General features: G+C 57.5%; 19 protein-coding genes and 1 pseudogene. 7 read left to right on the top strand and 13 right to left on the bottom strand.

Going from position 1 to position 25679, the window contains the following annotated elements:
* Nucleotides 1–6: 6 nt before the first annotated feature.
* A complete protein-coding gene (gene dut / locus ACP4CD_RS11245) occupies nucleotides 7–462 on the bottom strand; it encodes a dUTP diphosphatase (protein WP_071157233.1) in 456 nt (151 codons plus the stop codon).
* Nucleotides 434–1738: a bifunctional phosphopantothenoylcysteine decarboxylase/phosphopantothenate--cysteine ligase CoaBC gene (gene coaBC / locus ACP4CD_RS11240; protein WP_426994601.1), complete on the bottom strand. Its 1305-nt coding sequence runs from the start codon at nucleotides 1736–1738 to the stop codon at nucleotides 434–436. Before coaBC ends, dut begins: the two co-directional genes overlap by 29 nt.
* Between coaBC and radC the strand changes: the two genes are divergently transcribed.
* The 3 genes from radC to ACP4CD_RS11225 all read left to right on the top strand — a co-directional run bounded on the left by radC (nucleotide 1731) and on the right by ACP4CD_RS11225 (nucleotide 5925).
* A complete protein-coding gene (gene radC, locus ACP4CD_RS11235; protein ID WP_064031008.1) occupies nucleotides 1731–2405 on the top strand; it encodes a RadC family protein in 675 nt (224 codons plus the stop codon). The genes coaBC and radC overlap by 8 nt on opposite strands.
* Before the next feature lie 116 nt (nucleotides 2406–2521).
* Nucleotides 2522–3961: a hypothetical protein gene (locus tag ACP4CD_RS11230; protein ID WP_426994600.1), complete on the top strand. Its 1440-nt coding sequence runs from the start codon at nucleotides 2522–2524 to the stop codon at nucleotides 3959–3961.
* Nucleotides 3958–5925 (top strand): DUF3857 domain-containing transglutaminase family protein, encoded by a 1968-nt coding sequence (locus ACP4CD_RS11225; protein WP_064031006.1) that lies wholly within the window; start codon nucleotides 3958–3960, stop codon nucleotides 5923–5925. The genes ACP4CD_RS11230 and ACP4CD_RS11225 overlap by 4 nt, the downstream gene beginning before the upstream one ends.
* Before the next feature lie 549 nt (nucleotides 5926–6474).
* Here ACP4CD_RS11225 and ACP4CD_RS11220 read toward each other — a convergent pair.
* Entirely contained in the window at nucleotides 6475–8376 is a 1902-nt protein-coding gene (locus tag ACP4CD_RS11220) for a hypothetical protein (protein ID WP_426994599.1), read from the bottom strand.
* A gap of 238 nt (nucleotides 8377–8614) precedes the next feature.
* Between ACP4CD_RS11220 and ACP4CD_RS11215 the strand changes: the two genes are divergently transcribed.
* Nucleotides 8615–10609, top strand: coding sequence for an alpha/beta hydrolase family protein (locus ACP4CD_RS11215; protein WP_168032176.1), 1995 nt, complete (start codon nucleotides 8615–8617; stop codon nucleotides 10607–10609).
* A 12-nt stretch (nucleotides 10610–10621) separates the two neighbouring features.
* Here the strand turns inward: ACP4CD_RS11215 and ACP4CD_RS11210 are convergent, their stop codons facing one another.
* The 4 genes from ACP4CD_RS11210 to ACP4CD_RS11195 all read right to left on the bottom strand — a co-directional run bounded on the left by ACP4CD_RS11210 (nucleotide 10622) and on the right by ACP4CD_RS11195 (nucleotide 13133).
* Nucleotides 10622–11350 (bottom strand): TIGR00266 family protein, encoded by a 729-nt coding sequence (locus ACP4CD_RS11210; RefSeq protein ID WP_071157243.1) that lies wholly within the window; start codon nucleotides 11348–11350, stop codon nucleotides 10622–10624.
* A gap of 69 nt (nucleotides 11351–11419) precedes the next feature.
* Nucleotides 11420–12547, bottom strand: a complete 1128-nt coding sequence (dapE, locus tag ACP4CD_RS11205; protein WP_426994598.1) for a succinyl-diaminopimelate desuccinylase — start codon at nucleotides 12545–12547, stop codon at nucleotides 11420–11422.
* On the bottom strand, nucleotides 12544–12885 hold the full coding sequence (locus ACP4CD_RS11200) for an ArsC family reductase (RefSeq protein WP_168032180.1): 342 nt from the start codon (nucleotides 12883–12885) through the stop codon (nucleotides 12544–12546). Before ACP4CD_RS11200 ends, dapE begins: the two co-directional genes overlap by 4 nt.
* Before the next feature lie 5 nt (nucleotides 12886–12890).
* The gene (locus ACP4CD_RS11195) at nucleotides 12891–13133 is read right to left on the bottom strand and encodes a hypothetical protein (protein ID WP_064031000.1); all 243 of its coding nucleotides are present in this window, start codon (nucleotides 13131–13133) and stop codon (nucleotides 12891–12893) included.
* Between the two features lie 241 nt (nucleotides 13134–13374).
* Here ACP4CD_RS11195 and ACP4CD_RS11190 point away from each other — a divergent pair, with 241 nt between their 5' ends.
* The 3 genes and pseudogenes from ACP4CD_RS11190 to ACP4CD_RS11180 all read left to right on the top strand — a co-directional run bounded on the left by ACP4CD_RS11190 (nucleotide 13375) and on the right by ACP4CD_RS11180 (nucleotide 18676).
* Complete coding sequence (locus tag ACP4CD_RS11190) at nucleotides 13375–15609, top strand: putative bifunctional diguanylate cyclase/phosphodiesterase (protein ID WP_426994597.1); 2235 nt, start codon at nucleotides 13375–13377, stop codon at nucleotides 15607–15609.
* A 700-nt stretch (nucleotides 15610–16309) separates the two neighbouring features.
* Complete coding sequence (locus ACP4CD_RS11185) at nucleotides 16310–17026, top strand: hypothetical protein (protein ID WP_426994596.1); 717 nt, start codon at nucleotides 16310–16312, stop codon at nucleotides 17024–17026.
* A 295-nt stretch (nucleotides 17027–17321) separates the two neighbouring features.
* Nucleotides 17322–18676: pseudogene (locus tag ACP4CD_RS11180) on the top strand (IS1182 family transposase).
* Between the two features lie 305 nt (nucleotides 18677–18981).
* On the opposite strand, the gene ACP4CD_RS11175 reads toward ACP4CD_RS11180, so the two are convergent.
* From ACP4CD_RS11175 to ACP4CD_RS11150, 6 genes are all read right to left on the bottom strand, one after another.
* Nucleotides 18982–19956, bottom strand: coding sequence for a hypothetical protein (locus tag ACP4CD_RS11175; protein WP_426994595.1), 975 nt, complete (start codon nucleotides 19954–19956; stop codon nucleotides 18982–18984).
* Between the two features lie 168 nt (nucleotides 19957–20124).
* Nucleotides 20125–20943 (bottom strand): 2,3,4,5-tetrahydropyridine-2,6-dicarboxylate N-succinyltransferase, encoded by an 819-nt coding sequence (gene dapD / locus ACP4CD_RS11170; RefSeq protein ID WP_426994594.1) that lies wholly within the window; start codon nucleotides 20941–20943, stop codon nucleotides 20125–20127.
* Between the two features lie 97 nt (nucleotides 20944–21040).
* On the bottom strand, nucleotides 21041–22243 hold the full coding sequence (gene dapC, locus ACP4CD_RS11165) for a succinyldiaminopimelate transaminase (protein WP_426994593.1): 1203 nt from the start codon (nucleotides 22241–22243) through the stop codon (nucleotides 21041–21043).
* Complete coding sequence (locus ACP4CD_RS11160; protein WP_168032192.1) at nucleotides 22243–23025, bottom strand: M48 family metallopeptidase; 783 nt, start codon at nucleotides 23023–23025, stop codon at nucleotides 22243–22245. Before ACP4CD_RS11160 ends, dapC begins: the two co-directional genes overlap by 1 nt.
* 84 nt (nucleotides 23026–23109) lie before the next feature.
* A complete protein-coding gene (locus tag ACP4CD_RS11155) occupies nucleotides 23110–25068 on the bottom strand; it encodes a sensor domain-containing diguanylate cyclase (RefSeq protein WP_426994592.1) in 1959 nt (652 codons plus the stop codon).
* Nucleotides 25069–25161: 93 nt separating this feature from the next.
* The gene (locus tag ACP4CD_RS11150; protein ID WP_426994591.1) at nucleotides 25162–25653 is read right to left on the bottom strand and encodes a CinA family protein; all 492 of its coding nucleotides are present in this window, start codon (nucleotides 25651–25653) and stop codon (nucleotides 25162–25164) included.
* Nucleotides 25654–25679 lie beyond the last annotated feature (26 nt).

Genomic DNA, 25679 nt, shown 5'->3' with positions numbered 1-25679 from the left:
CGGATTTTAATGACGGCCGCTGTGGCCGAAGCCGCCGGCGCCGCGTTGGCTGTCGGCGAATTCGGCCACGCATTCGAATTCGGCCTGGACCACCGGAACGAAGACCATTTGGGCGATGCGCTCGCCGACTTCGACGGTAAACGTCTCGCTGCCCCGGTTCCAGCACGATACGAAGATTTGGCCTTGATAATCCGAATCGATCAGGCCGACCAGGTTGCCGAGCACAATGCCGTGTTTATGGCCTAGGCCGGAGCGCGGCAACAATACAGCGGCCAGATGCGGATCGTCGATGTGAATCGCCAGGCCGGTCGGGATCAACGTGCTGGCGCCGGGTTGCAGCGTCAGCGGCGCGTCCAGGCAGGCCCTCAGGTCCAGGCCGGCCGAACCGTCGGTGGCGTATGCCGGCAGCGGAATGTCGTGGCCCAGACGGGGATCAAGAACTTTTAGTTGAATTTTTCGCATGAAAATGTTCCGCGATCAGAGTGATGAGTTGCTCGGCCAGGGCGGATTTTTCGGTCATCGCCAAGCTCTCGGCCCCGCCCGGCCAATAGACTTGCAGGGCATTGCGATCTCTGTCGAAACCGCCGTCTTCACGGCCAATCCAGTTGGCGGCGATCATGTCCAGATTTTTGGCGATCAATTTGCCTCGGGCGTAATTTTCCAGGTCGTCGGTTTCGGCGGCGAAGCCGACCACGAACGGCTTGGGCTTTAACGCGGCGACATCGGCGACGATGTCCGGATTTTGGGTCAATGCTATCACCGAGGCGCCCCGCCCCTTTTTTAATTTGACGGGGGCGATCTCGCTGGGTCGGTAATCGGCCACCGCCGCCGCGCCGATGTAGATATCGGCTTCGCCCATGAGAGCCATGACCGCCGCGTGCATGTCGGCGGCGGTTTCGACGTCGATGCGCTCGAGGCCCGGTGGTGTCGGCAACGCTACCGGGCCGCTGACCAGCGTGACTTGCGCACCGGCCCGAGCCGCCGCCGCCGCCAATGCGTATCCCATCTTGCCGGAACTGCGATTGCTGATAAAGCGCACCGGGTCCAGCGCTTCGCGGGTTGGGCCGGCGCTGACCACCAGTCGCGCGCCTCGTAGCGGTCGGTCCCGATCGTCCGCCAACAGGCAGTCGCAAAGCTCGGCGGGCTCCAGCATCCGCCCCAGTCCCAGTTCGCCGCAAGCCTGCTCGCCGCTGGCAGGTCCCAACACGCGAACGCCGTCGGCCGCCAGTGTAGCGAGATTGCGTTGGGTGGCGGGCTTGGCCCACATGGCTTGGTTCATGGCCGGTGCGACATAGACCGGACAGTCGGCGGCCAGCAGCAGCGTGGACAACAAGTCGTCGGCCAGACCGTGCGCCAATTTTGCCAGCAGATCGGCACTGGCCGGGGCGACGACGACGATGTCGGCCGAGCGCGCCAGATGAATATGGCCCATCGCCTGTTCTTGACCGGCGTCCAATAACTGAAGGTGAACGGCGTGGCCGCTCAGCGCCTGGAAGGTCAGCGGGGCGACGAATTCGCGGGCGGCGGCGGTCATGACGACGCGCACGTCGCAGCCTTGCTTGCGCAACAGGCGAACCAATTCCGCCGCCTTGTAGGCCGCGATACCGCCGCAAACTCCCAGTAATATGCGTTTGTTAATCGTCTTGCCCCAAAACGGTAAAGAGTTGGAATTATGGCAAACTCCCCGGATTCTTCTATGCTTGACCCGTTTTTTCCGGCCGGGAGCGACAATGAGCATCAAGGATTGGTCGGCGGACGAACGTCCCCGCGAGAAGTTGTTGCAGCGCGGCGCGGCGGCCTTGTCCGATGCCGAATTGCTGGCGATTTTCCTGCGTACCGGTATCGCCGGCAAGACGGCGGTGGATATGGCGCGCGAGCTGTTGCGCGATTTCGGCTCGTTGCGGGGGTTGCTGGCCGCCGACCGCCAGCGCTTTTGCGAAAGCAAGGGCCTGGGCGATGCCAAATACGCCCAGTTGCAAGCGGTCATGGAAATGGCGCGTCGGCATTTTTCCGAAGTGTTGCAGCGCGGCGACGCGCTGACTAGCCCGGATGCCACTCGCGCCTACCTAAGCGCGCAATTGCGCGGTTACGATTTCGAGGTGTTCGCCTGTCTGTTTCTGGATAATCAGCATCGGGTCATCCAGTGGGAAGAATTGTTTCGCGGCACGATAGACGGGGCCAGCGTTTACCCGCGCGAAGTCGCCAAACGCGCGCTCTACCATGCGGCGGCGGCGGTGATCTTCGCCCACAATCATCCGTCCGGTATTAACGAGCCCAGTCAGGCCGACCGCTTGCTCACCGATAAGCTCAAACAAGCCCTCGGCCTGTTCGACATACGCGTACTGGATCATTTTATTGTCGGAGACGGCTTACCCTATTCGTTTGCCGAGCATGGCTTGATATGATATGACGCCGGGAAAGTCGGACGCGAGACTCGACTAGGGTGGCCGAGTCGAATCTCGGGAATCTTCGGGCATGCGCCGCTTGGACAGCATGAAGTCAATATCGATGGATTATAAGGATGAATGAAAAACGCAGGAGATTGCCCGCGCGGATGCTATACGGTGTCAGTTCGGTTTACCTGGGATTGGCATTTTGGGTTGCCGTTGCCTTCGGCACCTGCGGCACCTTACCGGCCGCGCTCGGTGTGGCCGGGCTTTTGACGCTATCGGCCGCGATCAAGAATTACCAGGGTGGCGGCGTGTTTCTAGGCGGTACGTTGGCGTTAATGTTTTGCGTGGGTTTTGGATTGACCCCGCTACTGGATTATTCGCAACGCAAGGAAGATACGCTGTTCGTCAGCCTTGGCCTTTGTATAGGGTTCGCGCTGCTTGCCGCCTGCTTGTTTTGGTTCGGACATCAGCGACATGTAATTAAGACGCGGCCGAACGCTGCCGAATCGGACAGTGACGACTCGGCGCCTGCGGGCGGACGGCCGATGCTTGTTTCTTCGAGCAAACCTCGCGCGGAGGCCTCGCTTTATCCGCCGACGCCAGTCGGGCGGGTGTTCTGGCTGTTGTTTTTTAGTTTGGGACTCTATGCTTGTTTCCTGATGTACCGCATCGTCAAGGATTTGACCGAAGTCAGCGAAACGCGTCTAAACCCGACGCGTTGCGCCTGGATGATGATGGTGCCCCTTTACAATTTGAACGTGTTCTATCAGGTGGCGCGGCGAGTTAGTCGCGTCGCGGGAAATCAGCGTTTCCGGTTCGGAGCCGCGCCCGGTACTTTGTTGGTGTTGATGATCGCCGGAGAACTCTTCGGCTGGCTGGCCCCAGGTTTTTTGTTACCGATCATGGTCGTTATCGGTGCCGTCCCCTGGTTGATATTGCAAGAAAGGATGAACCAGTTGCGCCGCAGTGCTGGGTTACCGTGGCGTGAGGAGCCGGATCGCTACAGTTGGCGGCAACGCGCCGTGTTGTTAGCGGGGTTGCCGTTCATGGTTTTCGCATTGTACCTCGGCAGGGGCGAGCTAGCGTTCTACACTGGGGAGCGTCTGCGAGCCGAACAAGTTGTCGCCGGTGTCGCGTCAAACTATCGTTTGACAATTCCGAGCGGAAAATGGCGACGGGCAAATTCCGGGAGCTTCCCCGACACCGATATGAAGCTGCTGACTTCGGCGGAAGACGAGTGGGTTTTGGTCAGAGTCCGACCCAGCGAACGGCAATCGCTGGATTACTATGTCGATCGGCGTCAGGCGTCGATTGCCGGGGACTGGCGCGATTTCAAGATCGAGGAGACCCGGACCTTGATATGGGCTGGCGAACTGCAACCGATGTCGTTGGCTCGGTATAGTCAAAACTCGCCTTTCACGTTTGGCGCCCACGAGCTTTATGTGGCAACGCTCGTTGCTCGCGACCAGGTGATCGAAGTCATCGGCCAGGGCCAAAAACAGTCGGCGGCCGACGTAGGGGCCTTGGTGCGAAGTTTTCGTTTGGCAACGGCTGGCAACGAATCATGAATAAAGCACTGGGACTGTTGTTGATGCTGGGTTGGGCGCTAGCGTGCGCGGCCGGTGGAACGGAAAGCAAATTGCGGCAAATCGGCTATTCCGCGAACTTGTTGCGTTGCCTAAAAACCGCGCGTCATTCCAGCTATCGGGAGTTGGCGCCAACGCCGGATCGCGTCCACGCTTTGGAAAGCGCCGGCTATGGTAGTGTGGCCTTGAGCGAGGAGCATCAATTCAAACTGTTGAAGAATGGTCAAGTCGAGGAAACCGTGACCGAGACGTGGTTGTATCTAACCAGCAGCGCCATCGAGAACGACGGCAACTTGGGGTTTTGGTTCGATGCGGCATCGCAACGCGCGGAAATTCAGGCCGCTTACGTGTTGCAGCCGGAAGGTGTCTCCACCGACGTCGAGCCGGATCTTTTGCAAATCAATACCGACAATTCACCCAATATTTTCAACGATAGTCTGTTCGTGACGATTCCGCTCACTCCGCTGAAGCCAGGCAGTATCGCCGTGCTGCGCTATAAAATCGTAACTGCGTCCAAAAAGGTACCGTTGTCCTGGTCGCGCAATCTATTTTCAGCCTATTTTTACCCGGTGGAACGCTTCCAAGTCGATGTCAGCTGGGACAGCGACGCGCGCAAACCGACGTGGAGGACAGATGACAGCAATCTGGCTTGTCACGAGGAGACTGCCGCCTTGCATTGCGCGACGTTGGGCGCGGTCGCGCCGCTGCCCTACGATCAACAAATGCCCGCTCCGCAAGATCTGTTGCCGGTTTTGACGCTGGCGGAGCCCGACGATTGGCCGGCGATTTCCGCGCGGATCCGCACGTTGACCGATTCAGCATTGGCAAAAGACCAGCGCTTGGACGCCGAGATCGGGCGGCTGAGTAACGGGGTTGCCAATCCCCGTCAATTATTCAAGCGCGTTGCGGCGTTCGTGGCGCGGGATATACGCTACGTTGGCCTGGAGCACGGCCACGGCGGCGTGATCCCGCGTCCCACTTCGGCGACGCTAGAGCGTCGCTTCGGCGATTGTAAGGATAAGGCCATGCTGTTCGTCGATCTGGCACGCCGCGCTGGTCTGGACGCATACCCGGTGTTGACCTCAACCAAGCGCAGAGCACTGAACAAATTGTTACTGCCGTCTTCGAGCTATTTCAATCATATGATTGCTTGCGTCAATTTCGGTAAAGACCAGGAGCAATGCACCGACTTGACCGATCCCGAGACCGCCGGCAGCCGCTTGCCGCATACGCTGCATGGCGCGGTGGCACTGACGGTCGGTCAAGACGGCGCAGCACCGCGCAACCTGCCCAGCGAGCCTTTTACGTGGGTGGCCAGCGTAAAGGCCGAGAATCGGTTGACCGAAGCCGGCAGCGTTGTCGAAACCTTGGTCAGGCGCTACGAGTCGCATTGGGCCGCCGGATTGCGGCGGGTCTTGGCGGCTAAATCCAAAGCCGAGTCCGAGCGTTGGCTATTGGAGGATTTTCGGGCGGTAATGGGCGACCAAGTCGCGCCCAGCGTTTCGGTGCAAGGACTTGAAACTTCCGAAGCCGGGATCGCGTTGAATTCGGTGACGGAATACCCCAATTTGTTTACGCTCGGACAGCTGACTTCCTATCAGGAGAGCGACTCGTGGCTGCGCGATTTGGCAAACGACGCCAAAACCTCGAATCGGCACTATCCCTATCGTTTTGAAGGGATTGATTACCGTAGCGAGTTGAGTTTTCGGGTGCCGGCCGGAAGACGTGTCGCCAGCGGAGGCCCAAAAATCGATTACGTGTCGGCTTGGGGCGAGTTGCATCGGCATGTCCGTCAGGATGGCGAAGTCGTGACCGCCTATACCCGTTTGGAAATGCCAAAAGCCGAGATTCCGGTTGCCAAGATCGCCGAATACAATCGATTTTTAGAATTGGTCGGCTACGAGTCCCGGTTTAGGTTCAGTCTAAGCGGAGGTTCGCAACAGTAACTGTCCCCGCCGTGAGCGGGACGCGGACGGGCGCTGCCCATCGCGGCGGCCGTCAGGCGGATGGCGGTGCGCAGTATAAATCTAGGTTTATAGTGCAGACGTTGTTGCCGCGCGAGTCGGGTAATCCGCCCAACAGACAGGGGCTTTCGCAAGATACCCACCGGGCAAAAGTACACCCGGCGCCGGATATCGCCGGCCATCAGCCGAACAAAAGCAGTCGGCGTCGGGGACTTAGCGATCGGAAAGGCCGAATTACTTGGGCTGTGGAGGATTTGAAATAAAGATGCGACAAATTGCCGCACTTTTTCTGGACAAAGCGGTTTTAGTTCACTAGAATGCGCCAACCTTGACTTAGGTCAAAACGAGCCAAAAGCTCGGCGTCTTTTGAGGGGGAGAACGCAACCGTGTAAACGGTACAATAATAATAAGAGCGCAAGCAATTAACCTATCGGCATTGGCGGTAGGCGTCCAGAAAACATAAAAAACAACACCGGACGAAGCCCACTTTACGTGGGCTTTTTTATGTCCGCAAGATTGGTATACCTTGGGTTAAACCCGGCCGGCCGACAGGCGCTTTTGCAAGTCTTGTTGCTTGGCGCGGGCATCCGGCAGATTGCCGTACTCCAGCGAGGCGTCGCAGTCTTTCAGTGCGGCTTCGTTCTGTCCCAATTGCATTTTGGCGTAGCAGCGGTTGTTGTAGGCGATCGCTACGTCCTGTCTGGATACTTGGTCGGCGTCGTATAAGAAGTCGTAGCGGTTTAACGTGGCCAGCATGTTCGGCATATCGTTGCGCTTGGCGTAAAGCACTGAGATTTGAATGGCGGCGTAAGCGCGGCCGTCTTGCTCGGAGTTTGCGACTTCGGCATAATCGGCCAGCGCGGCGTCGGTCTGGCCCAGCGCCTCGTAAGCTTCGCCGCGCCGGGACAACGCTTGCCAGTCGTTGCCGCGGTCGATCTGCGCACCGCAGGCGCGCACCGCCTCTTGATAGCGCTTCAATTTGACCAGCGCGGTGCATTGCAAATGGCTCCAGTCCTTGCGATAAATCCCCGCCAGCTTTTCGGCGGCGCTTTGATAGACGAGGACTTGTTCGTATTGTTTATTGGCGTTGTAAATGCCGGCCAAGCGGTCGTAAATGGCGGCGGTTGCCGCATTTTTCTGGGTTGCGTTTGGAAACGCAGTGCGGTCCAGGTCGGCCAGCGCCCGTCGGTACAGGGTTTCGGCGTTGGCGTAATGGCCGGCTCGGTACCAAACCGCGCCGATCTGTTGGTCCAACATGAAGTGGTTGCGACTGGTGTCGGTCGCGGCCAGTTCGATGTTGTGGCCCATGCTTTCGGCGGTCAGTTGCAACAGGTTGTTGGCTTGACGTTCGTTGCCTTCGGTGCGGGCGATACCGGCCAGGATGGGTTCCAGCGCGGCGCCGAAGGCCAGGCTGTTTTGCGGGGTATACAAGGCCAGTGCTTGGCGGATGTCGGCTTGCAGGTCCCGGCCGGCCGCCACGTTGCGCAGGGCCTGATCGATACAATCGGCGCGTTTTTCCGGCGCCAGCGCAAAGCATTCGGCCCCGGCAATATCCAGCAGATCTTCGTAGAGATTCAAATACAGCAGTTTCAATGGCGATATGGCGGCGGCCGAATCGACGTACTCCTGAGTAAACGCCAGCATCTCGGCCACCGAGCCGCCCCATTTGGGCGTCAAGGTATTCAGTTGCACTCGGTAGAGCGGGTAGTAGTCCGGGAAGCGGCGGATCGCCAGACGAAAGGCGCCGTCCATCGCCAACGAGTTGCCGTAGCCTTGCAGGATCGCCAGCAGCAAATAGCGGCTATAGGGATTGGCGTCGTCGCGGACGATGGCTTGAGCGATGTCGGTGGCGGCCAGCGAGTTCTCGACCTCGAAGCCGCCTCTGTGCCGCATGGAGACTTTGGCGGCGTAGTCGTGGCCGCGGATGCGCCAGCCGGTGTCGTAATGGTATTGGGCGCGCAGCAAGTAGGCTAGGGCCGGCGGTTGGTCTTGCGCCAACCATTGGTCCAGGCGTTGCAGCAGCGCGGTATTGCCGGGTACGACCATCAGCTTGACGAAGCGGTCGAAAGGGGCAAAGCCCCAGTCCTGGATGCGGCTTTGCGTTAATTGGACTTCCAATGCCCGGCCGGCGGCGGCGAAATCGCCGGCGAGCAGGGCTTGCCTGGCTTGCGCGGCTTGGTCGGCCAGTGTGGGAACGATGTCGCGGCCGGCCAGTAATTTATCGGCTTCGGTGGCGATATCCAAGGTCGAGGTGGGCGCGGGTGGCGGCAAGATCGGTTGAATGATGCGGGTCGGCGGCTCCGGCGCCGAGGCGGGTTGTAAAAAGGTCCAGGCCAGCGCTAGGCCGGCGGTCAAGCCCAGCAGCAGAAGTAATAACATCAGACGTAGCGACGTCGGCTCGGGTGGCGGAAAATCGGGATCGATATCAGTCATGGCAGTTAATTGCCGGATTGCCGGCAGCCTAGTTAAATTGTTAGTAGCTTAGACCAGGTTGCGAAATCTTGGCGTTTTCCGCTCTGGCCAGGCGAGGTCGGACTGGAACAATTGCGAACCCGCTCCGGGCCGGCATCTAAACGGCGGTAAAAATAACGGCCTAACTAGGCTGCCAGGTTTGTTAGAATGCGCCGGCCCGCGCTGGCGGCCGATGATGTTTAACCGTGTAGGAGTGACTGTGAAAGGACGATTCGCGCGCCGCGTGGCGCTGATTCCGTGGCTGGTTGGGTTGGTGGCTTGCGGCGGTTCCCGGCCGGCGAACGAACCTTTGCCGGTGGCGGCCGCGAGACCTGGCGAGTTGCCGGTTAAGGCCTTTGCGGCCTTGCCGCTGATCGAGGATTTGACGCTGTCGCCCAGCGGCGATTATCTGGCCTTTATTCAAAATACCGACGGCCATAGTGCACTGGTTACCCAAAATCGTAGCGGCGGCGATAGTCGGGTGGTGATTACGTCCGATAACCAGAAATACCATATACGCGGCTTTACCTGGGTTAACAATCAACGGCTGTTGGTCAGGATGTGGTATCCGGATCGGGTGTCCGATTTGAAGTTCACCCAGACTCGCTTGTTTGCGATTAACCGCGACGGCAGCGAGCTAAAGAGCGATCTGGTCAGGTTTCAAGACCCGGTGTTCGGCGGTCGGCGGCATATTCCGCAATTTCAAGATGCCTACGCCTTGATCCCCGGCGATGAGCGTCACATCTTGCTGATGCTGGACGAACGCCAGCAAGGCGCGCCTGACGTGTATCGTTTGGATGTTTACAGTGGCGAGCGGGAAACCGTGGCCGGCAACCCCGGTTATGTCAGGCGTTGGCTGGCTGATTTGCAAGGCCACGTTCGGGTCGGCCTGGGCTTGGTCGGAGGCAGTACCGAACGGATTGTGTATCGCTCCGCGGCGGGCGGCGATTGGCAAACATTATTCGAGCATGACGCGGTGAAAGAAGACGGCATGCAGCCCTTGGGCTTCGACGCCGACCCGGATATCCTGTATTTACGCGGCCCGCACCAGGGTAGGTCGGCGATCTTTCGGATGCATTTGTCCGCGCCCAAGAGCGCTCCGGAACTGGTATACGCCGACCCGCGCTACGACGTGACGGGCGGTTTGATGTATTCGTCGGCCGGCAATCGGGTGCTCGGCGTGCATTACCGGGCCGCCACCGCGAAGTCGGTGTTTTGGGACGAGGATGCCCGCTTGGCACAGGCCAAGATCGATCAAGCCTTGCCGGATCGGGATAACGCGGTGATCAGCAGTGCCGGCAACCAAGTCATCGTATTGTCGTCGGGACCATCGCACGCGCCGGCCTATTACTGGTTAAACATGCATAACAATCAAATGGGGCGGCTGATCGACAGCTACCCACTGCTCGCGAATCAAACGTTGGCGGCATCTGAAATCGTGCATTTCAAGGCGCGTGACGGTTTGGAGCTGGAAGGCTATTTAACCAAGCCGCGCCAAGCCGGCGCCACCGCCGGCCCGGCCGTCGTGTTCCCGCACGGCGGGCCGTGGTCGCGAGACAGTCACGGCTTCAATCCGTGGACGCAATTTCTGGCCGATCGCGGCTGGACTGTGCTGCAGTTGAATTTTCGGGGGTCGGCCGGTTACGGTAACGACTTCGAGACTGCCGGATTTCGGCGTTGGGGCCTGGAAATGCAGGACGACATTACCGACGGCGTACGCTGGTTGACCGAGCAAAAATTGGTCGATCCGGCGAAAGTCTGCATCGTCGGCGCCAGTTACGGCGGTTATGCCGCATTGATGGGGGCGATCAAAACCCCGGAGCTGTACCGTTGCGCGGTCAGTCTGGCACCGGTCACCGATTTGCGACGCTTGCTGGACGAGTGGGGCGACATGCGTTGGCAGGATCATCGCTTGCGCGCCGAAATGGCCGAAAAAACCTTGGGCCATTGGTGGAGCGATAGGGCGCGTTTGAAGGATACTTCTCCGGTCGAGCAAGCCGCCCGTTTGCACACGCCGCTGCTGTTGGCGCACGGGGTCGGCGACTGGACCGTCAATGTCGGCCATTCGCGGGACATGGCCGACGCGTTGGCCAGTGCCGGTTTTAAGGATGTGCGCTACGTCGAAATGGAAGACGCGGATCATTATCTGACCCGCGAGGAAGATCGCTTGCGGTTTTTCGGCGAAATGGACGCGTTTTTGCGGCGTTTTCGCTAGCCGGGTTTCCGCTTATTCGCTGTCTTGAGTCGGTCGGGACTGGCTGAGTACCCGTTCGGCCAGACGCGAGAACGGCATGCTTTGCACCCACACCGAGCCGGTGCCGGACAGCGTCGCCAGAAACAAGCCTTCGCCGCCGAACAGCATGCTTTTCAAACCGCCGCTCATCGCGATACCGTAATCGATGTCGCCGCTGAAAGCCACCAGGCAGCCGGTATCCAAACGCAGGGTTTCGTTGCGCAGATCCTTGCGGACGATGGTGCCGCCGGCATGAATGAAGGCCATGCCGTCACCGCGCAAGCGCTCCAGAATAAAGCCTTCGCCGCCGAAAAAGCCGCTGCCCAGGCGTTTGTTGAAGGCGATGTCCACCTGGGTGCCGAAGGCGGCGGCCAGAAAGGCGGTGCGCTGGCAGATGACTTCCTCGCCAAGCTCGGCCAGATTCAGCGGGATCACCGAACCCGGAAATGGCGCGGAAAAGGCCACCTTGCGTTTTTGGCCGCCGCGATTGCTGAAGTGGGTCAGGAACACCGATTCGCCGGTCAGCATGCGCTTGCCCAAGCCGAACAACTTGTCCATCACACCGCCGGAGCCGTCGCCCATCTTGGTTTCGAAGTCGATGTCCTGCTCCATGTAGGTCATCGCGCCGGCTTCGGCGATCACGGTTTCGTTGGGGTCCAGTTCGATTTCGACCATTTGTATGTCATGGCCGACAATGTGGTAATCGACTTCGTGGCAACGCATGCTGTCCTCCTCGGGGATAGTGGCTGAATGGTTGGCCGGTCAGCCGAATGCCGGCCGGCCGGAACTGGATCAGGCCAGTAGATTGATCAGAATTTGTCGGTAGAGCGAACTCAGGCGCTCCAGATCGGCCAGATCGATATGTTCGTTGATTTTGTGAATGCTGGCGTTGATCGGGCCCAATTCGATGACTTGGGCGCCGGTCGGCGCGACGAAGCGGCCGTCGGAAGTGCCGCCGCCGGTGTCGTCTCGGGTCGCATAACCGCAAATGTGTTCGATAGCCGCATGGGTGGCTTCTTTCAATTCGCCTTGGGCGGTCAGAAACGGATGGCCCGATAAGCGCCAGTCCAGTTGATAGCGTAAACCGAAGCGGTCCAGAATCTCGACGGTGCGGGTCTTGATCGTGGCTTCGTCCAGCTCGGTGCTGAAGCGCAAATTGAATTGGGCGACCAGTTCGCCCGGAATCACGTTTTCGGCGCCGGTACCGGAATTTAAATTAGAGACTTGTAAACGGGTCGGCGGGAAGAAGGCGTTGCCGTGGTCCCAGATTTCCTCGGTCAGCGCCTGCAAGGCCGGCGCGAAACGATGAATTGGGTTGTCGGCCAGCTCCGGGTAGGCAACGTGACCCTGAATGCCGAACACTGTCAGTTTGGCATTCAAGGAACCGCGCCGGCCGACCCGTATCACGTCGCCGAGTTTGGCCGCGCTGGACGGCTCGCCGACCAGGCACCAGTCCATGGTTTCGCCGCGGCCTTGCAGAGCTTCGACGACCTTGACCACGCCGTCGGTGGCCGGCCCCTCTTCGTCGCTGGTCATCAACAGCGCGATCGAGCCGCGATGCTCGGGGTGTTCGGCGATAAAACCTTCGACGGCGGTGACGAAGGCGGCGATGCTGCCCTTCATGTCGGCGCTGCCGCGACCGTAGAGTTTGCCGTCGCGTAGCGTCGGCTCGAACGGCGGACTGTCCCACTTCTCCAGCGGGCCGGGCGGCACCACGTCGGTGTGGCCGAGGAACACTAGTAGCGGTGCCTGGGTGCCCCTGCGCAGCCACAAATTTTGGGTGTCGCCGAAATTCAGACGCTCGTCCTTAAAGCCCAGCGGAGCCAGGCGTTCGGCCAAGACGTCCTGGCAACCGGCATCGGCGGGCGTCACCGAGGCTCGGCGAATCAACGCCTGCAGCAAAGTCAGGGTTTCGCTCATGATGCGCTTGGATAACGATCGGCGGCGAAGCCGACGATCAATTGTTGCCCGTCGTCGAGTATCGGCCGCTTGATTAGCGTCGGCAATTCCAGCATCAGCGCCACGGCCTTGGTTTCGTCCAGATCGGCTTTTTGCGCGTCGCTCAACGAGCGCCAGCTGGTACTGCGCTGATTCAACACCGTGTTCCAGCCGGCGTCGGCGACAAAGCGTCGCAGCAGGGCTTCATCCAAGCCGTCAACTCGGAAATCGTGGAAGCGGTAATTCACGCCGCGTCCGTCCAGACAGGCGCGCGCCTTCTTGACGGTATCGCAGTTTTTGATTCCGTAAAGCACGAGCATGGCTGTCAGGCGTCTCCGGCCAGCAATTCTTCCAGGCTAGGCAGGGTCTCGTCGGCCTTGGCGCGAGCTTTGTAGACGTCGACGAATTCCATGAAGGCTTGTTCGAGGTCGTCGAGGACTTCTTCCTCGTCGGCGACTTCGTCTTCCGGGATTTCGCCGGAGTCCAGATAGTCTTTTTGAATTGCAATTTCGCCGTTCAGCGACAGCAGGGCGAGGATGAGTGCGTTATTGGAGATGTTTTCGGCCATGGCTAGATTCGAATTGAGTTGATCGGAAAGGAATGTTTGCTGTTGGCGGGACGCTCCGTGCGTCGGGCGAGAATCCTTGAACAGATTGCCGCTAGAGTACCATTTTCCGGGTGGCGGCGCTTGCCCGTTTTTGGAGCCACCCTTCGGAGGTATATCGAAAAAACGCTGCAAATCATGCGAAAATGCCCGGTATAAGGCTGTGGCGCTTGGCCGGCCGGTTAAGGAGTCTCTCGACAGTAGCATGCAAACCCATCCCGGCAGCGAATTTCAGGCAACAAATCAAGGTGTCGAATACATGGCATTAGATTGCGGCGATCAAGCCCGTATCTTGCAATTGCAGCAGGATATTCTGCGGTTGGTGGCCCTGGGTTACGATGCCGTCGAAGTGTGTCGGCAAATTTGTTTGCTGGAAGAGCAGTTGTTGCCCAATGCGGTCGCTTCGGTGATGTTATTGGACGACGAAGGCCAACGTTTGCACGTGTTCGCGGCGCCCAGTGTTCCGGTCGAGGGCGTCGCCCAACTGAACGGTTTGCGACCTGGACCTGGTGCGGGTTCTTGCGGGAACGCGGTATTTCGGCGAGAACCGGTTTTCGTCGAAAATACCCATACCGACCCGCGTTGGCAGGACCTTCGCCAACTGGCCTGCAATTTCAACATCGGCGCCTGTTGGTCGATGCCGATACGAGGCAAGGGCGGTCGGGTGATCGGTTCGTTCGCGTTGTCCAGCTTCGAACATCGCCTGCCTAGCTCGTTCCATCACAAGTTGTTGGAAATCGGCGCTTTCATTGTCGGCATCGTACTGGAGCAGCGCAGAGCCAATGAACAGCTGCATCTGGCCGGTAAGGTGTTCGAGTACAGTACCGAAGGGATCATGATCACCGATGCCGGCAACCGCATCGTTTCGGTCAACCGAGCATTTACCCGCATTACCGGATACGCGCTCGACCAAGTCAAGGGCAAGAATCCGTCGCTGCTATCGGCTGGACGGCACGGTCCCGCGTTTTACCAAAAAATGTGGCAAAGCTTGGCCGCCAACGGTTATTGGCAAGGCGAAATCTGGAACAAAGCCCGCGACGGTCGGGTTTATCCCGAATGGCTAAGCATTACCGCGATCAACGGCGGAGACGGAAAGCTGGGTCACTATCTGGGCATCTTTTCCGACCTCAGCGACAAGAAACGCAGTGATGAAATCATTTGGCGGCAAGCGAATTACGATGCGTTGACCGGCTTGCCGAACCGCAACCGTTTTTACGACCGTCTGGAACAAGCGATCAAAGCTGCCCTCCACAACGGAGACCGGTTGGCGTTGCTGTTGATCGATCTGGATCATTTTAAGGAAGTCAACGACACGGTTGGCCATGCCTATGGCGACGCTCTGCTAAAGGCCGCCGGCGAGCGTTTGCAGGCTTGTGCCGGTCAAAATAGCGTATTGGCTCGGTTGGGCGGCGACGAGTTCACGTTGATCTTGCCCGACATCGCCGACAACGTAAGCGTCGAGCAAACCGCGCAAACGTTTTTGGATACATTGGCCGCGCCTTTCGTGCTGGATGGGGCCGCCAGTTATCTGTCCGCCAGTATCGGTATCGCCCTGTTCCCGGACGATGCCGTCGGCATCGACGCTCTGCTGAAATATGCCGATCAGGCCATGTACGCCGCCAAGAACCAGGGGCGCAATGCCTGGCGCTATTTTACGCCAGCCCTGCAAATCGCCGCCGAACATCGTTCCAGGACTTCCAGCGATTTGCGCGAAGCCTTGGCCCGCGGTCAATTCCATTTGGTTTATCAGCCTATTGTCGAGCTAGCGACCGGGCGAATTCGCAAGGCCGAGGCCTTGATTCGTTGGCAACATCCGCAACGCGGGTTCATCAGTCCGGCCGAATTCATTCCACTGGCGGAGGAAACCCGCTTGATCCGGGAGATAGGCGGCTGGGTGTTCGAGCGCGCGGTCGAACAGGTCGCGGCCTGGCAAGCCGCGTATGGCGCCGATTTTCAAATCAGCGTGAACAAGTCGCCGCTGCAATTCAAGGGTGACGAAGACTGGGGGGTATTTGGTCGGCTTGGGTTTATCCGGTCACAGCATCGTGGTCGAGATCACCGAAGGCTTGCTGCTGGATGCGGACGAGCAGGTTTCAAACAAACTATTGGCGTTTCGCGATGCCGGTATCCAAGTAGCGATCGACGACTTCGGTACCGGTTATTCATCGTTGTCGTATTTAAAAAGTTCGACATCGATTACTTGAAAATCGACCAATCGTTTGTGCGTAATCTGGCGCCGGACTCCAGCGATCTGGTACTCTGCGAAGCCATCGTGACGATGGCGCACCGCTTGGGGATGCAAGTGATAGCCGAGGGCGTCGAAACTCGAGAACAGCGGGACTTGTTAAGCGCGGCCGGCTGCGATTTCGCCCAGGGCTATTGGTTTGCCAAGCCGTTGAGCGTAGCGGATTTCGAGACTATGTTGGCTAGGGTTGGCTAATTTTCGACCAACCCGGTTGGGTTCAGGCGTTTGCAAGTCTTCGACAGCGTCGAGTGAATACCGCTTATTGTTGATGTCGAATAAAGTCGTCAAGTCGATCGCTATACTCCTCCGGAGCTATCGATAAATTCGATTGCACGGCCATACACACCACGGATGGGGCGAGTTGCAGATTTCCGGCAATGAGGTTTTCGAAATCTTGTTGACTCCAGATGCCTTGATAAATCGGAGTCGTCATTAAGCGAATATTAGCCGGTTTTAGAATCTCTTCAACATAGATGCCGTAAATGGAATATTCGGAAAAATATTCAGCCTCGAATAATACCTGTTGCCACGGTTTTTGGTGTTTATCCTGTCGATATTGAGCGTAACATTCCGTTTTATTTTATGGGGGTCTGTTTGAATCGGTTTTTACTATTGTGATTCTTTCAGAGCCGGGATGAGTCTGGCCGGTAAATTGACATTGAGAAAGTGTGTCTCATTTTGGTCGCATTAATTACGCTTTTCCTTGACCGGAACATCTCGGAACTCTTGCCTAACTCTTTCGCGCGGCACCGAGAATAAAAAATAACCCCGTAAAAAATGCAAGGCTTTGGATTTCTTAATTTGCCGGACATTTCGAATGGGTTGGCGGAGCCATTGTTTATTATTGCTATAAGATTGAATTTATTACACCTTAGAAAAGGATGCGCTGTTAACTATGAACTTTAACGATACAGGCACATTAATCGATTGGCCGTTGGAAGACACCGATGTTATTGCCCCATTGCAGAATAAACAGGATGGCGGGTCACGTGGAGGTGTTTATTTATGTATACCGAATTTCGAAGCGTTGCCGCCGCCGTTTGCTATCAAACATGGCGAATACCGAATTACCCCTTGTGATAACACCTTGCCGCACCGGAAAACTTTGGCTGGCACGGCCGAAGCCGATTGGGGCAAGGTCGAAGTGATCACCGATTGGACGGAACACGCCGGATTGGGCGGAAAAGTCTTGACGGTCTCCTGTCGTATTCGAGCGTTATCCGATATTGCTTGGATCCGGCCGGGGTTTCATCCCTATTTTTCGGTCTCGCCGGGCAGTGTTATCGACATCGGCGCCGAGCACATCGACATCGCGGAGATGCCGCACGATCAACTGCAAGTTCACCACGCGGCATCGTTGGCTGAGCCGGCAACAATTCGTACCGCCGATTATACCGTGGCAATGACCTGTGGTTTGTCACCGCTACGGGAAGGGCTGTGTTTGGCGTATGGCGTGTGGAGCGATAAAAGTACCGAGTATGTTTGCATCGAGCCGATTATCGGTTGTCGTTTCGGCGCGGATGGTTTACCTGCACCGTTTAGCCTAAGCGAGGGTGAGGAATTTGCGATGACATTTACAATTCACGCGGAACGAGTGGGTTTTCTGAAATAGTCGCTTAATTGCTGGGGAAGCGAAAAGGAAAGGCGAGTAATTGCCGCACTTTTTTGGCCGTGGCATCCAGGGCAATGTTCTCGACCGTCAAGATGAAGCCCTGGCAGGTGTTGAATTGACGGTGATTATAAGGCCGGTTTGAAAAGCCGAATTTAGCCTTCGAGGTTGGTTTTCATGCAGCTTACGGTAACGAATGGCTAGGAGCCTGTCGGACTTAAAAGCCAATAGTCCATTCGGTAACTTGGTTAGATAAAATAGGTGGTATAGAAAGAACCAGCAACCGGGAGAGCCCTTGATGAGTCGATTCATTCCTGTCAACCGCCATCAAGTCTATCTATTACCCCCTCGGTGGACGAATGGTTGCCGGAGGATCACTTGGCGCGTTTTGTCGTCGAAGTCATCGAGCAGTTGGATTTAAGCCGGTTGACGAGCCGCTATCAAGGTCGGGGTTCGGCGGCGCACCATCCGGCGATATTATTGGCACTGCTGGTCTATGGGTACGCCACCGGCGTGTTTTCCAGCCGGAAGATCGAACGGGCCACCTACGATTCGGTGGCGTTTCGTTTCTTGTCTGGTGATACCCATCCCGATCACGATACCCTGGCTCACTTCCGCAAGACGTTCCTGGTCGAGTTGGAAGACCTGTTCGTCCAAGTGCTGAGTCTGGCGCAAGCGATGAAGTTGGTGAAGCTGGGGCAAATCGCGTTGGACGGCACCAAGCTCAAAGCGAATGCCTCCAAGCACAAGGCCTTGTCCCACAGCCATATCGAAAAGCTCGAAGCACAGCTACGAGACGAAGTTCAGGCCTTACTGCAAAAGGCCGACGAAACCGACGCGGTGGACGACCGGGACGGCCTTGATCTGCCGGACGAATTGGCGCGGCGGGAAGACCGGCTGAAAGCCTTGCGTGAAGCGAAAGCCAAGATCGCCGAGCGGGCCAAACCGCGCGACGCGCAAGCCGAACAGGCATACGAGGACAAGGTGTCCCGCCGGGAAGCCCAGCGGCAAGCTGGCCAAAAGCCGCGAGGCCCGGAACCCAAGGCGCCGGTAGCCGGCCCCAAGCCCGACGATCAAATCAACCTGACCGACGAGGAATCGCGCATCCTGCCGAGTCACGAAGGCTTTGTGCAAGGCTACAACAGTCAGGCCGCCGTCGATGTCGATACGATGCTGATCGTGGCCACCACGGTCACGCAGCAGACCAACGACAAACAACAAGTTGAGCCGATGCTGGCCGAACTGAAAAAACTGCCCGACGCCTTGGGCCAAGCCGAAGCCCTACTGGCGGACACCGGCTACTTCAGTGCCGCCAACGTCCAGGCTTGCGAACGAAACCGGATCGAACCTTTAATCGCCATGGGCCGTGACAGTCATCATCGGCCGTTGGCGGAACGTTTAGCCCCGGATGCGCCGGAACCGACTGGCGACGATCCGCTGGAAAAGATGGCTTGGTACTTGAAAACCCGCGAAGGCAAAGCCCGTTATGCCAAGCGCAAATGCACGGTGGAACCCGTGTTCGGGATCATCAAACAGGTACTCGGCTTTCGCCAATTCTCCTTACGCGGTCTGGATGCGGTCACCGGTGAGTGGAAACTGGTGGCCATGGCCTTCAACTTGAAACGGATGCATATCTTGGCGAGGGTCGTCTAATGGTCGAAACGATTGGCCAGCAAAAGGCTCGATTGGCGTTATCGGAATCCAACGCCAAAACGCTCGCCTAACCAGTGGCAAATCCTTCCTTCGACCGCCGTCTTCGCTGAGCTGGATGACAACAGAAGTGCTGGTAAGTTAAGTCCGACAGGCTCCTAGGCAGTCGCGCAAGCAAGGTTAAACTATGTACATGCGATATGCTCGCGTAAACAGTGGATTTCTTGCCTTTCAGGCGATGCCGTCTTGAAATGGCTTCTTTATGAAAAACCTGTCAAGTTTTATTTTTAAATCACGCTGAATGAATACTAAATACAGGATTTTAAGGCTCGGCAAAGAGCATTCAAATTGCCGTGGATATATTGGGGTTGTTGTTCTAGGATGGTTTGTCTGACGGCCCAAGGGTCGTAATTGTTTTTAATTGAGATTAGCTGTTCGATCAACTCGTCTTTGGAACCGTAAATCAAAAAATTATTGGAGAATGATTTCCGGTCGCTGTCCTCGAGATAGACGCGACCGTTCGAAAGTAAGGCGTGGCGTTTAACCCAACTTGCAGCAGGGCTGGCGATATATCCACCTTGATATTGGATTTGTACGATCGGTAAGCCAAAGGCCTCTGGAAATGCGACGAAAGCGACACCCACTTGGGCATAAATGGCTTCGATTTCGCTAAAAGTGTATTCACCTCGCAATTCCAGAATCGGAATATTTAGGGTTTGTAGTGCTTCCAGCTGGGTCTGCCGCGCTGCAGTGTAACCTTCTCGAGGAAAATCGATCATTGCCGTCAAAGGTCGCTGTGCTAAGAAGGTCGCTTGTGGGGTGATGTCCAGACCGATTTCGAATATCGGGCGATCTGTTAATGGTTCGATGTCGTGAATGCCGCTAACCGTCAACAATCCGTCGAATACATGGTGTGCCGTAGGCCCGAATTTGTCCCGCCAGAATTTGGCACCTTGGTAAGCGAAAACCTCGTAGAACAATAATGGTTTGTCGAGTTGTTTTAGTGGGCGGAGGATTTGTGGGCGGCCTAAGATTCCTATCGTGTCGGATACGATGATAATGTCAAAGCTACGTAAGGTGTGGGTGATGCCTTGCAAATCCGCCCAAATTGCTTTGAAACGATGCCGGGTCGATGAGTCTCGTTCAGACATCGCTTCCAATTGCGCGAGTGCATTCGGGAAGTAGCCAAACTCCACACCCAGCTTAGTTAGCATTCGGGTCAGGCTTTCGGCCAAAAATCGCGGACTACGAAAATCATTTTTCGCTAAGATCGCTACCCGCATGACTATTCCTTAAAGTATTTGGCATTCGGATTAAAAAATGCTGTTTGGTCTATATGGCTGGGATTCGGCTGTCCCACTTTGTGTTCCAGCTGGAGTCCCAATCAATGTCCGTGCGCTTCGTATCTTAACGCGTGAGGCGCACGGGAGAAAGTTTAGTACCGAGGACGATCAATCCCGTAACAACTCATTAATCCCGGTTTTGCTACGGGTTTTCTCGTCCACCTGTTTAATAATCACCGCGCAATACAGACTATGGCTGCCGTCTTTGGATGGCAGGTTACCGGAAACGACCACGGAGCCGGCCGGGATGCGACCGTAGCTGACTTCGCCGGTCATGCGGTTGAAGATCTTGGTGCTTTGGCCGATGTAGACGCCCATCGATACCACGCAATTATCTTCGACGATCACACCTTCGACGATCTCGGAGCGGGCGCCGATGAAGCAGTTATCGCCGATGATGGTCGGGTTGGCTTGCAGCGGTTCCAACACGCCGCCGATGCCGACGCCGCCGGATAAATGCACGTTTTTACCGATTTGTGCGCAAGACCCGACCGTTACCCAAGTATCGACCATCGTGCCGCTATCGACGTAAGCGCCGATGTTGACGTAAGACGGCATCAGGATCGCGCCGGGGGCAATGTAGGAACCGTAACGGGCTACTGCGTTGGGCACCACGCGGACGCCGGCTTGAGCAAATTCGGCTTCGCTGTATTGACCGAATTTAGTCGGTACTTTGTCGTAGTAACGCACGTCGCCGCTTTCGATGACCTTGTTTTCGTTGATGCGGAACGACAGCAGCACGGCTTTTTTCAGCCATTGGTTGGTGACCCAATCGCCGCCTTTTTTCTCGGCAACGCGCGCTTCGCCTTTGTCCAGCATGTTCAATGCGGTGGCGACCGCGTCGCGAACTTCCGATGAGACGGTGGACGGGCTGATTTCGGCGCGGTTTTCGAAGGCGTCGTTGATGATGGTTTCCAGGTTTGACATGGTTTTCTTAAGTTTAAGGATTAAACAAATGTAGGATATGCCGACGTAAGGAGGCGCATCGTTCGCGACCGATACGCTTCACGTTGTTCAGCACATCCTACGCGGTGTTTTCATTGAGAAAAGCTTTAATGCGTTGCGCCGCCTCGACACATTCCTCGATGGGCGCCACCAGCGCGATACGGACATGGTAGGCACCGGGATTAATGCCGCCGCTGTCGCGCGACAAATAACTTCCCGGTAACACCGTAATGTTCTGCTGGGCAAACAATTGTTTAGCAAATTCACAGTCATCAATTGGTGTCTTCAGCCAGACATAGAAGCTGGCCGGCGGCCGGCTGATCTCGCAGACGTCTTTTAAAATATCGATGAAGGCGGTGAACTTGTCGCGGTACAACTGGCGGTTGTGTTTGACGTGTTCCTCGTCGTTCCATGCGGCGATGCTGGCGTGCTGGGTCGGCACCGGCATCGGGCAGCCGTGGTAGGTGCGGTATTTAAGATACTGTTTCAGCACCTCGGCATCGCCGGCCACGAAACCGGAGCGCAGGCCGGGCGCGTTGGAACGCTTGGACAGGCTTTGGAAAATCACGCAATGCTTGAACGCGGTGTTGCCGCCGTGCCAGGCGCTTTGCAGCAGGCCTTGCGGCGGGTTCGCCTCGTCGTCGTAGAGTTCGGTGTAGCACTCGTCGGAGGCGATCACGAAGTCGTGTTTTTCCGCCAGCGCCAGTAGTTTCAGATGGTCACTCTCGCTCAGCACCGTGCCGGTCGGATTGCCGGGCGAACAGATGAAAATCAGCTGGCAGCGCTGCCAGATGGCTTCCGGCACGCTGTCGAAATCCGGCCGATAACCGTTTTCCTCGGTGGTGTTCAGATAATACGGTTCGGCGCCGGCCAGCAAGGCCGCACCTTCGTAGATCTGGTAGAAAGGATTGGGCATGATCACCACCGGCTTGGCGGCTGGATCGATCACAGCCTGTACCAGTGAGAATAAGGCCTCGCGGGTGCCGTTGACCGGCAGTACCTGAGTCTCGGCATCGACGCCGCCGGCCGGAATCGCGAAGCGTCGGCAAGTCCACTCGGCAATCGCCTGACGCAATTCCGGCAAGCCCTTGGTGGTCGGATACTGGGTCAGCCCGTGCAGATGACGCAGCAGGGCTTCCTGGATGAAGTGCGGCGTGGCGTGTTTGGGTTCGCCGATAGACAGCGCAATATGGGGTTGATCGCTAGGGGGCACAACGCCGTTTTTTAACGCAGCCAGCTTCTCGAACGGATAGGGGTGCAGTTGAGACAAATACGGATTCATTATTTGGTGCAGTGCGGTTGTTTGCCCTGACTTCTAGCTTGTTGCTGAAGTTGAACGGCGTGGTTCATGTGTTGGTTCAAATTGTCGATGCGGCTACCGTGCGACGGGTGCGTGGACATGAACTCGATAGGCTGGCCGCCTTGCGAGGCTTGGTCCATTTTTTTCCATAGATTGATGCTTTGGCGGGGATCGAAGCCGGCTTTAGCCATCAAATCCAAACCTATCGTATCGGCCTCGGTTTCGTGAACCCGGCTATAAGGTAGTAGCACGCCGTATTGGGCACCGACGCCGAGTAGTCCCAAGGCCGTCTGGCCGAGCGCCGTCTGCGGTTGGGTAACCGCTTGAACCATCGAGAGTCCGGTACTGACCGCAGTCTCTTGCGACAAGCGTTCGTTGCTGTGGCGCGAGAGCACATGACCGATTTCGTGGCCGATTACCGCCGCCAATTGGTCTTGATTGTCGACTAGCTTGATCAGACCGGTGTGAACGCCGATCTTGTTGCCGGGCAGGGCGAACGCGTTCAGGGTTTCGTCTTCGAAGACCACGACTTCCCACTGTCCGCCGGTTTGCTTGGTCAGGTCGAGCGCAACGCATTGCGCAAACTGGTTGTAATCGGCGTTGCGGCTGATCGGATTTTTGCTCTTCATACTGTCGAAGGCTTGCAATCCCATTTGATCGACCTGATTGTCGGGCATGTAAATGAATTGGCTCCTGCCGGTAGGGCTGGTGGCGCATGCGCTCAGTAAGCCGACGAGAACGGTAAACAGGGATTTTTTCAACATGGCGAAACTTCCGCAGGATGAACAGAGGCGGCATTTTAGCCCAACCGGCGCGCTGGAGTGGCAGCTTTTTGGCCGGCAGGGTTGTTACGCGGGCTCGGGTTCCGGTCGGGGCGGGGCTTGCAAGGGCGAATGAATTCTGACGGTATTGCGACCGGCCTGCTTGGCAACATACATCGCGCGATCCGCCAGTTCCAGTACCGTGTCGATATCGAAGGCATGGGGCTGGCATTCGGCGACGCCAGCACTGATGGTAAATTGAATTGGCGCGGCATTCCCGCTCGAGAAACTCAGTTCGGCGATCGCGGCCCGCAGACGTTCGGCGATTGCGCCGGCTTCCTTGACGCCGGTTTCCGGCAGTAATACGCAAAACTCCTCGCCGCCGAAACGGGCGAATAAGTCGCGTGGCCGTAAAATCGGCATCACGGTTTCGGTCAACATGATCAAAATGCGATCGCCAACGCCGTGACCGTGATGGTCGTTAATCTGTTTGAAGTGATCGATGTCCAGTGCGATTAACGACAGTGCTCGGCCGTGCCGGTTTGCCTGTTTGAGTTCGGCGTTGGCTTGGGTCATGAAGTGGCGGCGATTGTAGGCCCCGGTCAGCGGATCGGTGGCGGCCAGCATTGCCAGTTGCTCGTTGGCCGATTTCAATTCGCGGGTGCGTTGTTCGATACGGTTTTCCAGGTCCAGATTGATCAATTCCAGTTCTCGATGGGCGTTTCGCAGAGCTTGCTCGCCGGCGACGATGTCGGTGATGTCGTGCAGAACCCCGATGAAATGGCTAACGCGCCCCGCTTCGTCCAACACCGGGTCTATCGTCATCCGGTTGTAAAACAAGCTGCCGTTCTTACGGCGATTGCGCAGCGTGCAGCGGATGCGTTGGCGTTGTTCTATCGCGCTACGCAGCGCCTGAATTTTGTGGGCATCCGCGCCGGGGTCTTGTAAGAAGCGCGGGTTTCTGCCGATCGCGTCGCGGCGTCGGTAGCCGGTGATGGCTTCGAAGCCTTTGTTGACGTAAATAATCGGGTTGTCCTGGCTGGTCGGATCGGTAATCACGATGCCGGCATACACGGTCTCCACCGCCCGGCTCAGCGCGCGCAGCCGGACGTTTTGTTGCTGCAATTCTTGTAGTAGCGCGGCGAGCGCCAACGATGAAAACGCCAAGGCCGCCAGATATTCTTGCAAGCGGAGGACATTGTCGGCTTGATTCATCGACACGAAATGGCCGCGGCCGGCAACCGTGCCGGCAATTGCGATCATAGCGATCAGTAGATTCAGGGACGCCGCGCCGCGCAGTCCGAAGCGGGCCGCGGCCCAGATCGTTAGCGGCAACATCAGGATGGGGCTGGCCGGATAACGGGTAGTCAGATAGTCCGGCAACGAGAAAACCCACAAGCCGACCAGTAACGTGGCGGCTAACAACAAGGCGGCTTCGAACGGCCTGTCGGCCGGGGGCGTGTCCCACAGATTCGATTGCACCTGTAGCCAGCCCAACAACACCGGGGTGATCGTCAGCAGTCCCAGGCTGTCGCCAAACCACCAGATACGCCATTCGCTCCAAAAAGAGACCGTGTCGGCCGAGGTCGTCACGTAAACCGTGGCGCCGAACAGGCCGGCAACCCCGCTGGCCACGATCAGAGCGAATAGGCCAAACATCGCGACTTGGCGAAGGGTGTCCAGTCTGAACGGCCAGCGGCAGGTGAGCTTAATCAAGCCGGCTGCGATCAGAGCTTCCAGAATGTTGACCGCGACGAACAACAAGGCTTGATGCAGTTGGAAGGTCGGTAGATCCGCGGCGATCTCGGCCGGTACCGCCGCTAGCGCGTAGGCGGGCCACATCCTAAGAGGGTTCAGCAAAAAACCCGCCAGCAGAAATGCGTTCGGCGGCCAGAAAATTGCGATGCCCTCGGACATGACCGAGGCTTTGACGCCCAATACCGCGCCCAAATAGTAAGCGATGCCGACGGCGACCGGTCCCCACCAGCGTCGATGATCTTGGCTGGTGGTTCCGAAAAAGGCTTGAAGTGCCGGGACGATAGTCATGGTGTGCGGATCAGCGATTCGGGCGCGTTGCGCAGTTGGAGTCTCGGGAATTGTAAGCAAATTCTTACAAGTTGCGCGAAAGTAGGGGAATATCTAACTCACAGCGGCGGTTTGTAAAGCCCATTGCAACGCGAAATCCACGGTTTGTTGGCGAATTTCGTGGCGGGTACCCTGGAAGTGTTTACGTTGGCAGCTGGCAGGTTGGCCGCTGGTTTGTAGCGAGACATACACCAAGCCAACCGGCTTATCCGGCGTGCCGCCGCCCGGGCCGGCGATGCCGGTGACCGCCAGGGCCAAATCGGCTTGACTATGGCTGAGCGCGCCGGCCACCATCGCCAGCGCGGTTTCCGGGCTGACCGCCCCGGCACCGTCCAGCGTCGTTTGCGGCACTCCCAGCAACTCCGCCTTGGCGGCGTTGCTGTAGGTCACAAAACCCCTGTCGAACCATTCCGAGCTACCGGCAACCTCGGTAATGGCATGGGCAATCCCTCCGCCGGTACAGGATTCGGCGACGGCGATGCGCCAGCCTCGCCGTTTCAAAGCGGCGCCCAAGCGCGCGGAGAGGGTGTCGGCGCCGTCGGTCATTGTCGGGAAATGGTCGGCTGAGCGCT

The sequence above is a fragment of the Methylomonas stagni genome, from assembly GCF_050154735.1.
GTDB classification, from domain to species: domain Bacteria; phylum Pseudomonadota; class Gammaproteobacteria; order Methylococcales; family Methylomonadaceae; genus Methylomonas; species Methylomonas koyamae_A.
This window is presented reverse-complemented; position numbering and strand designations above follow the sequence as displayed.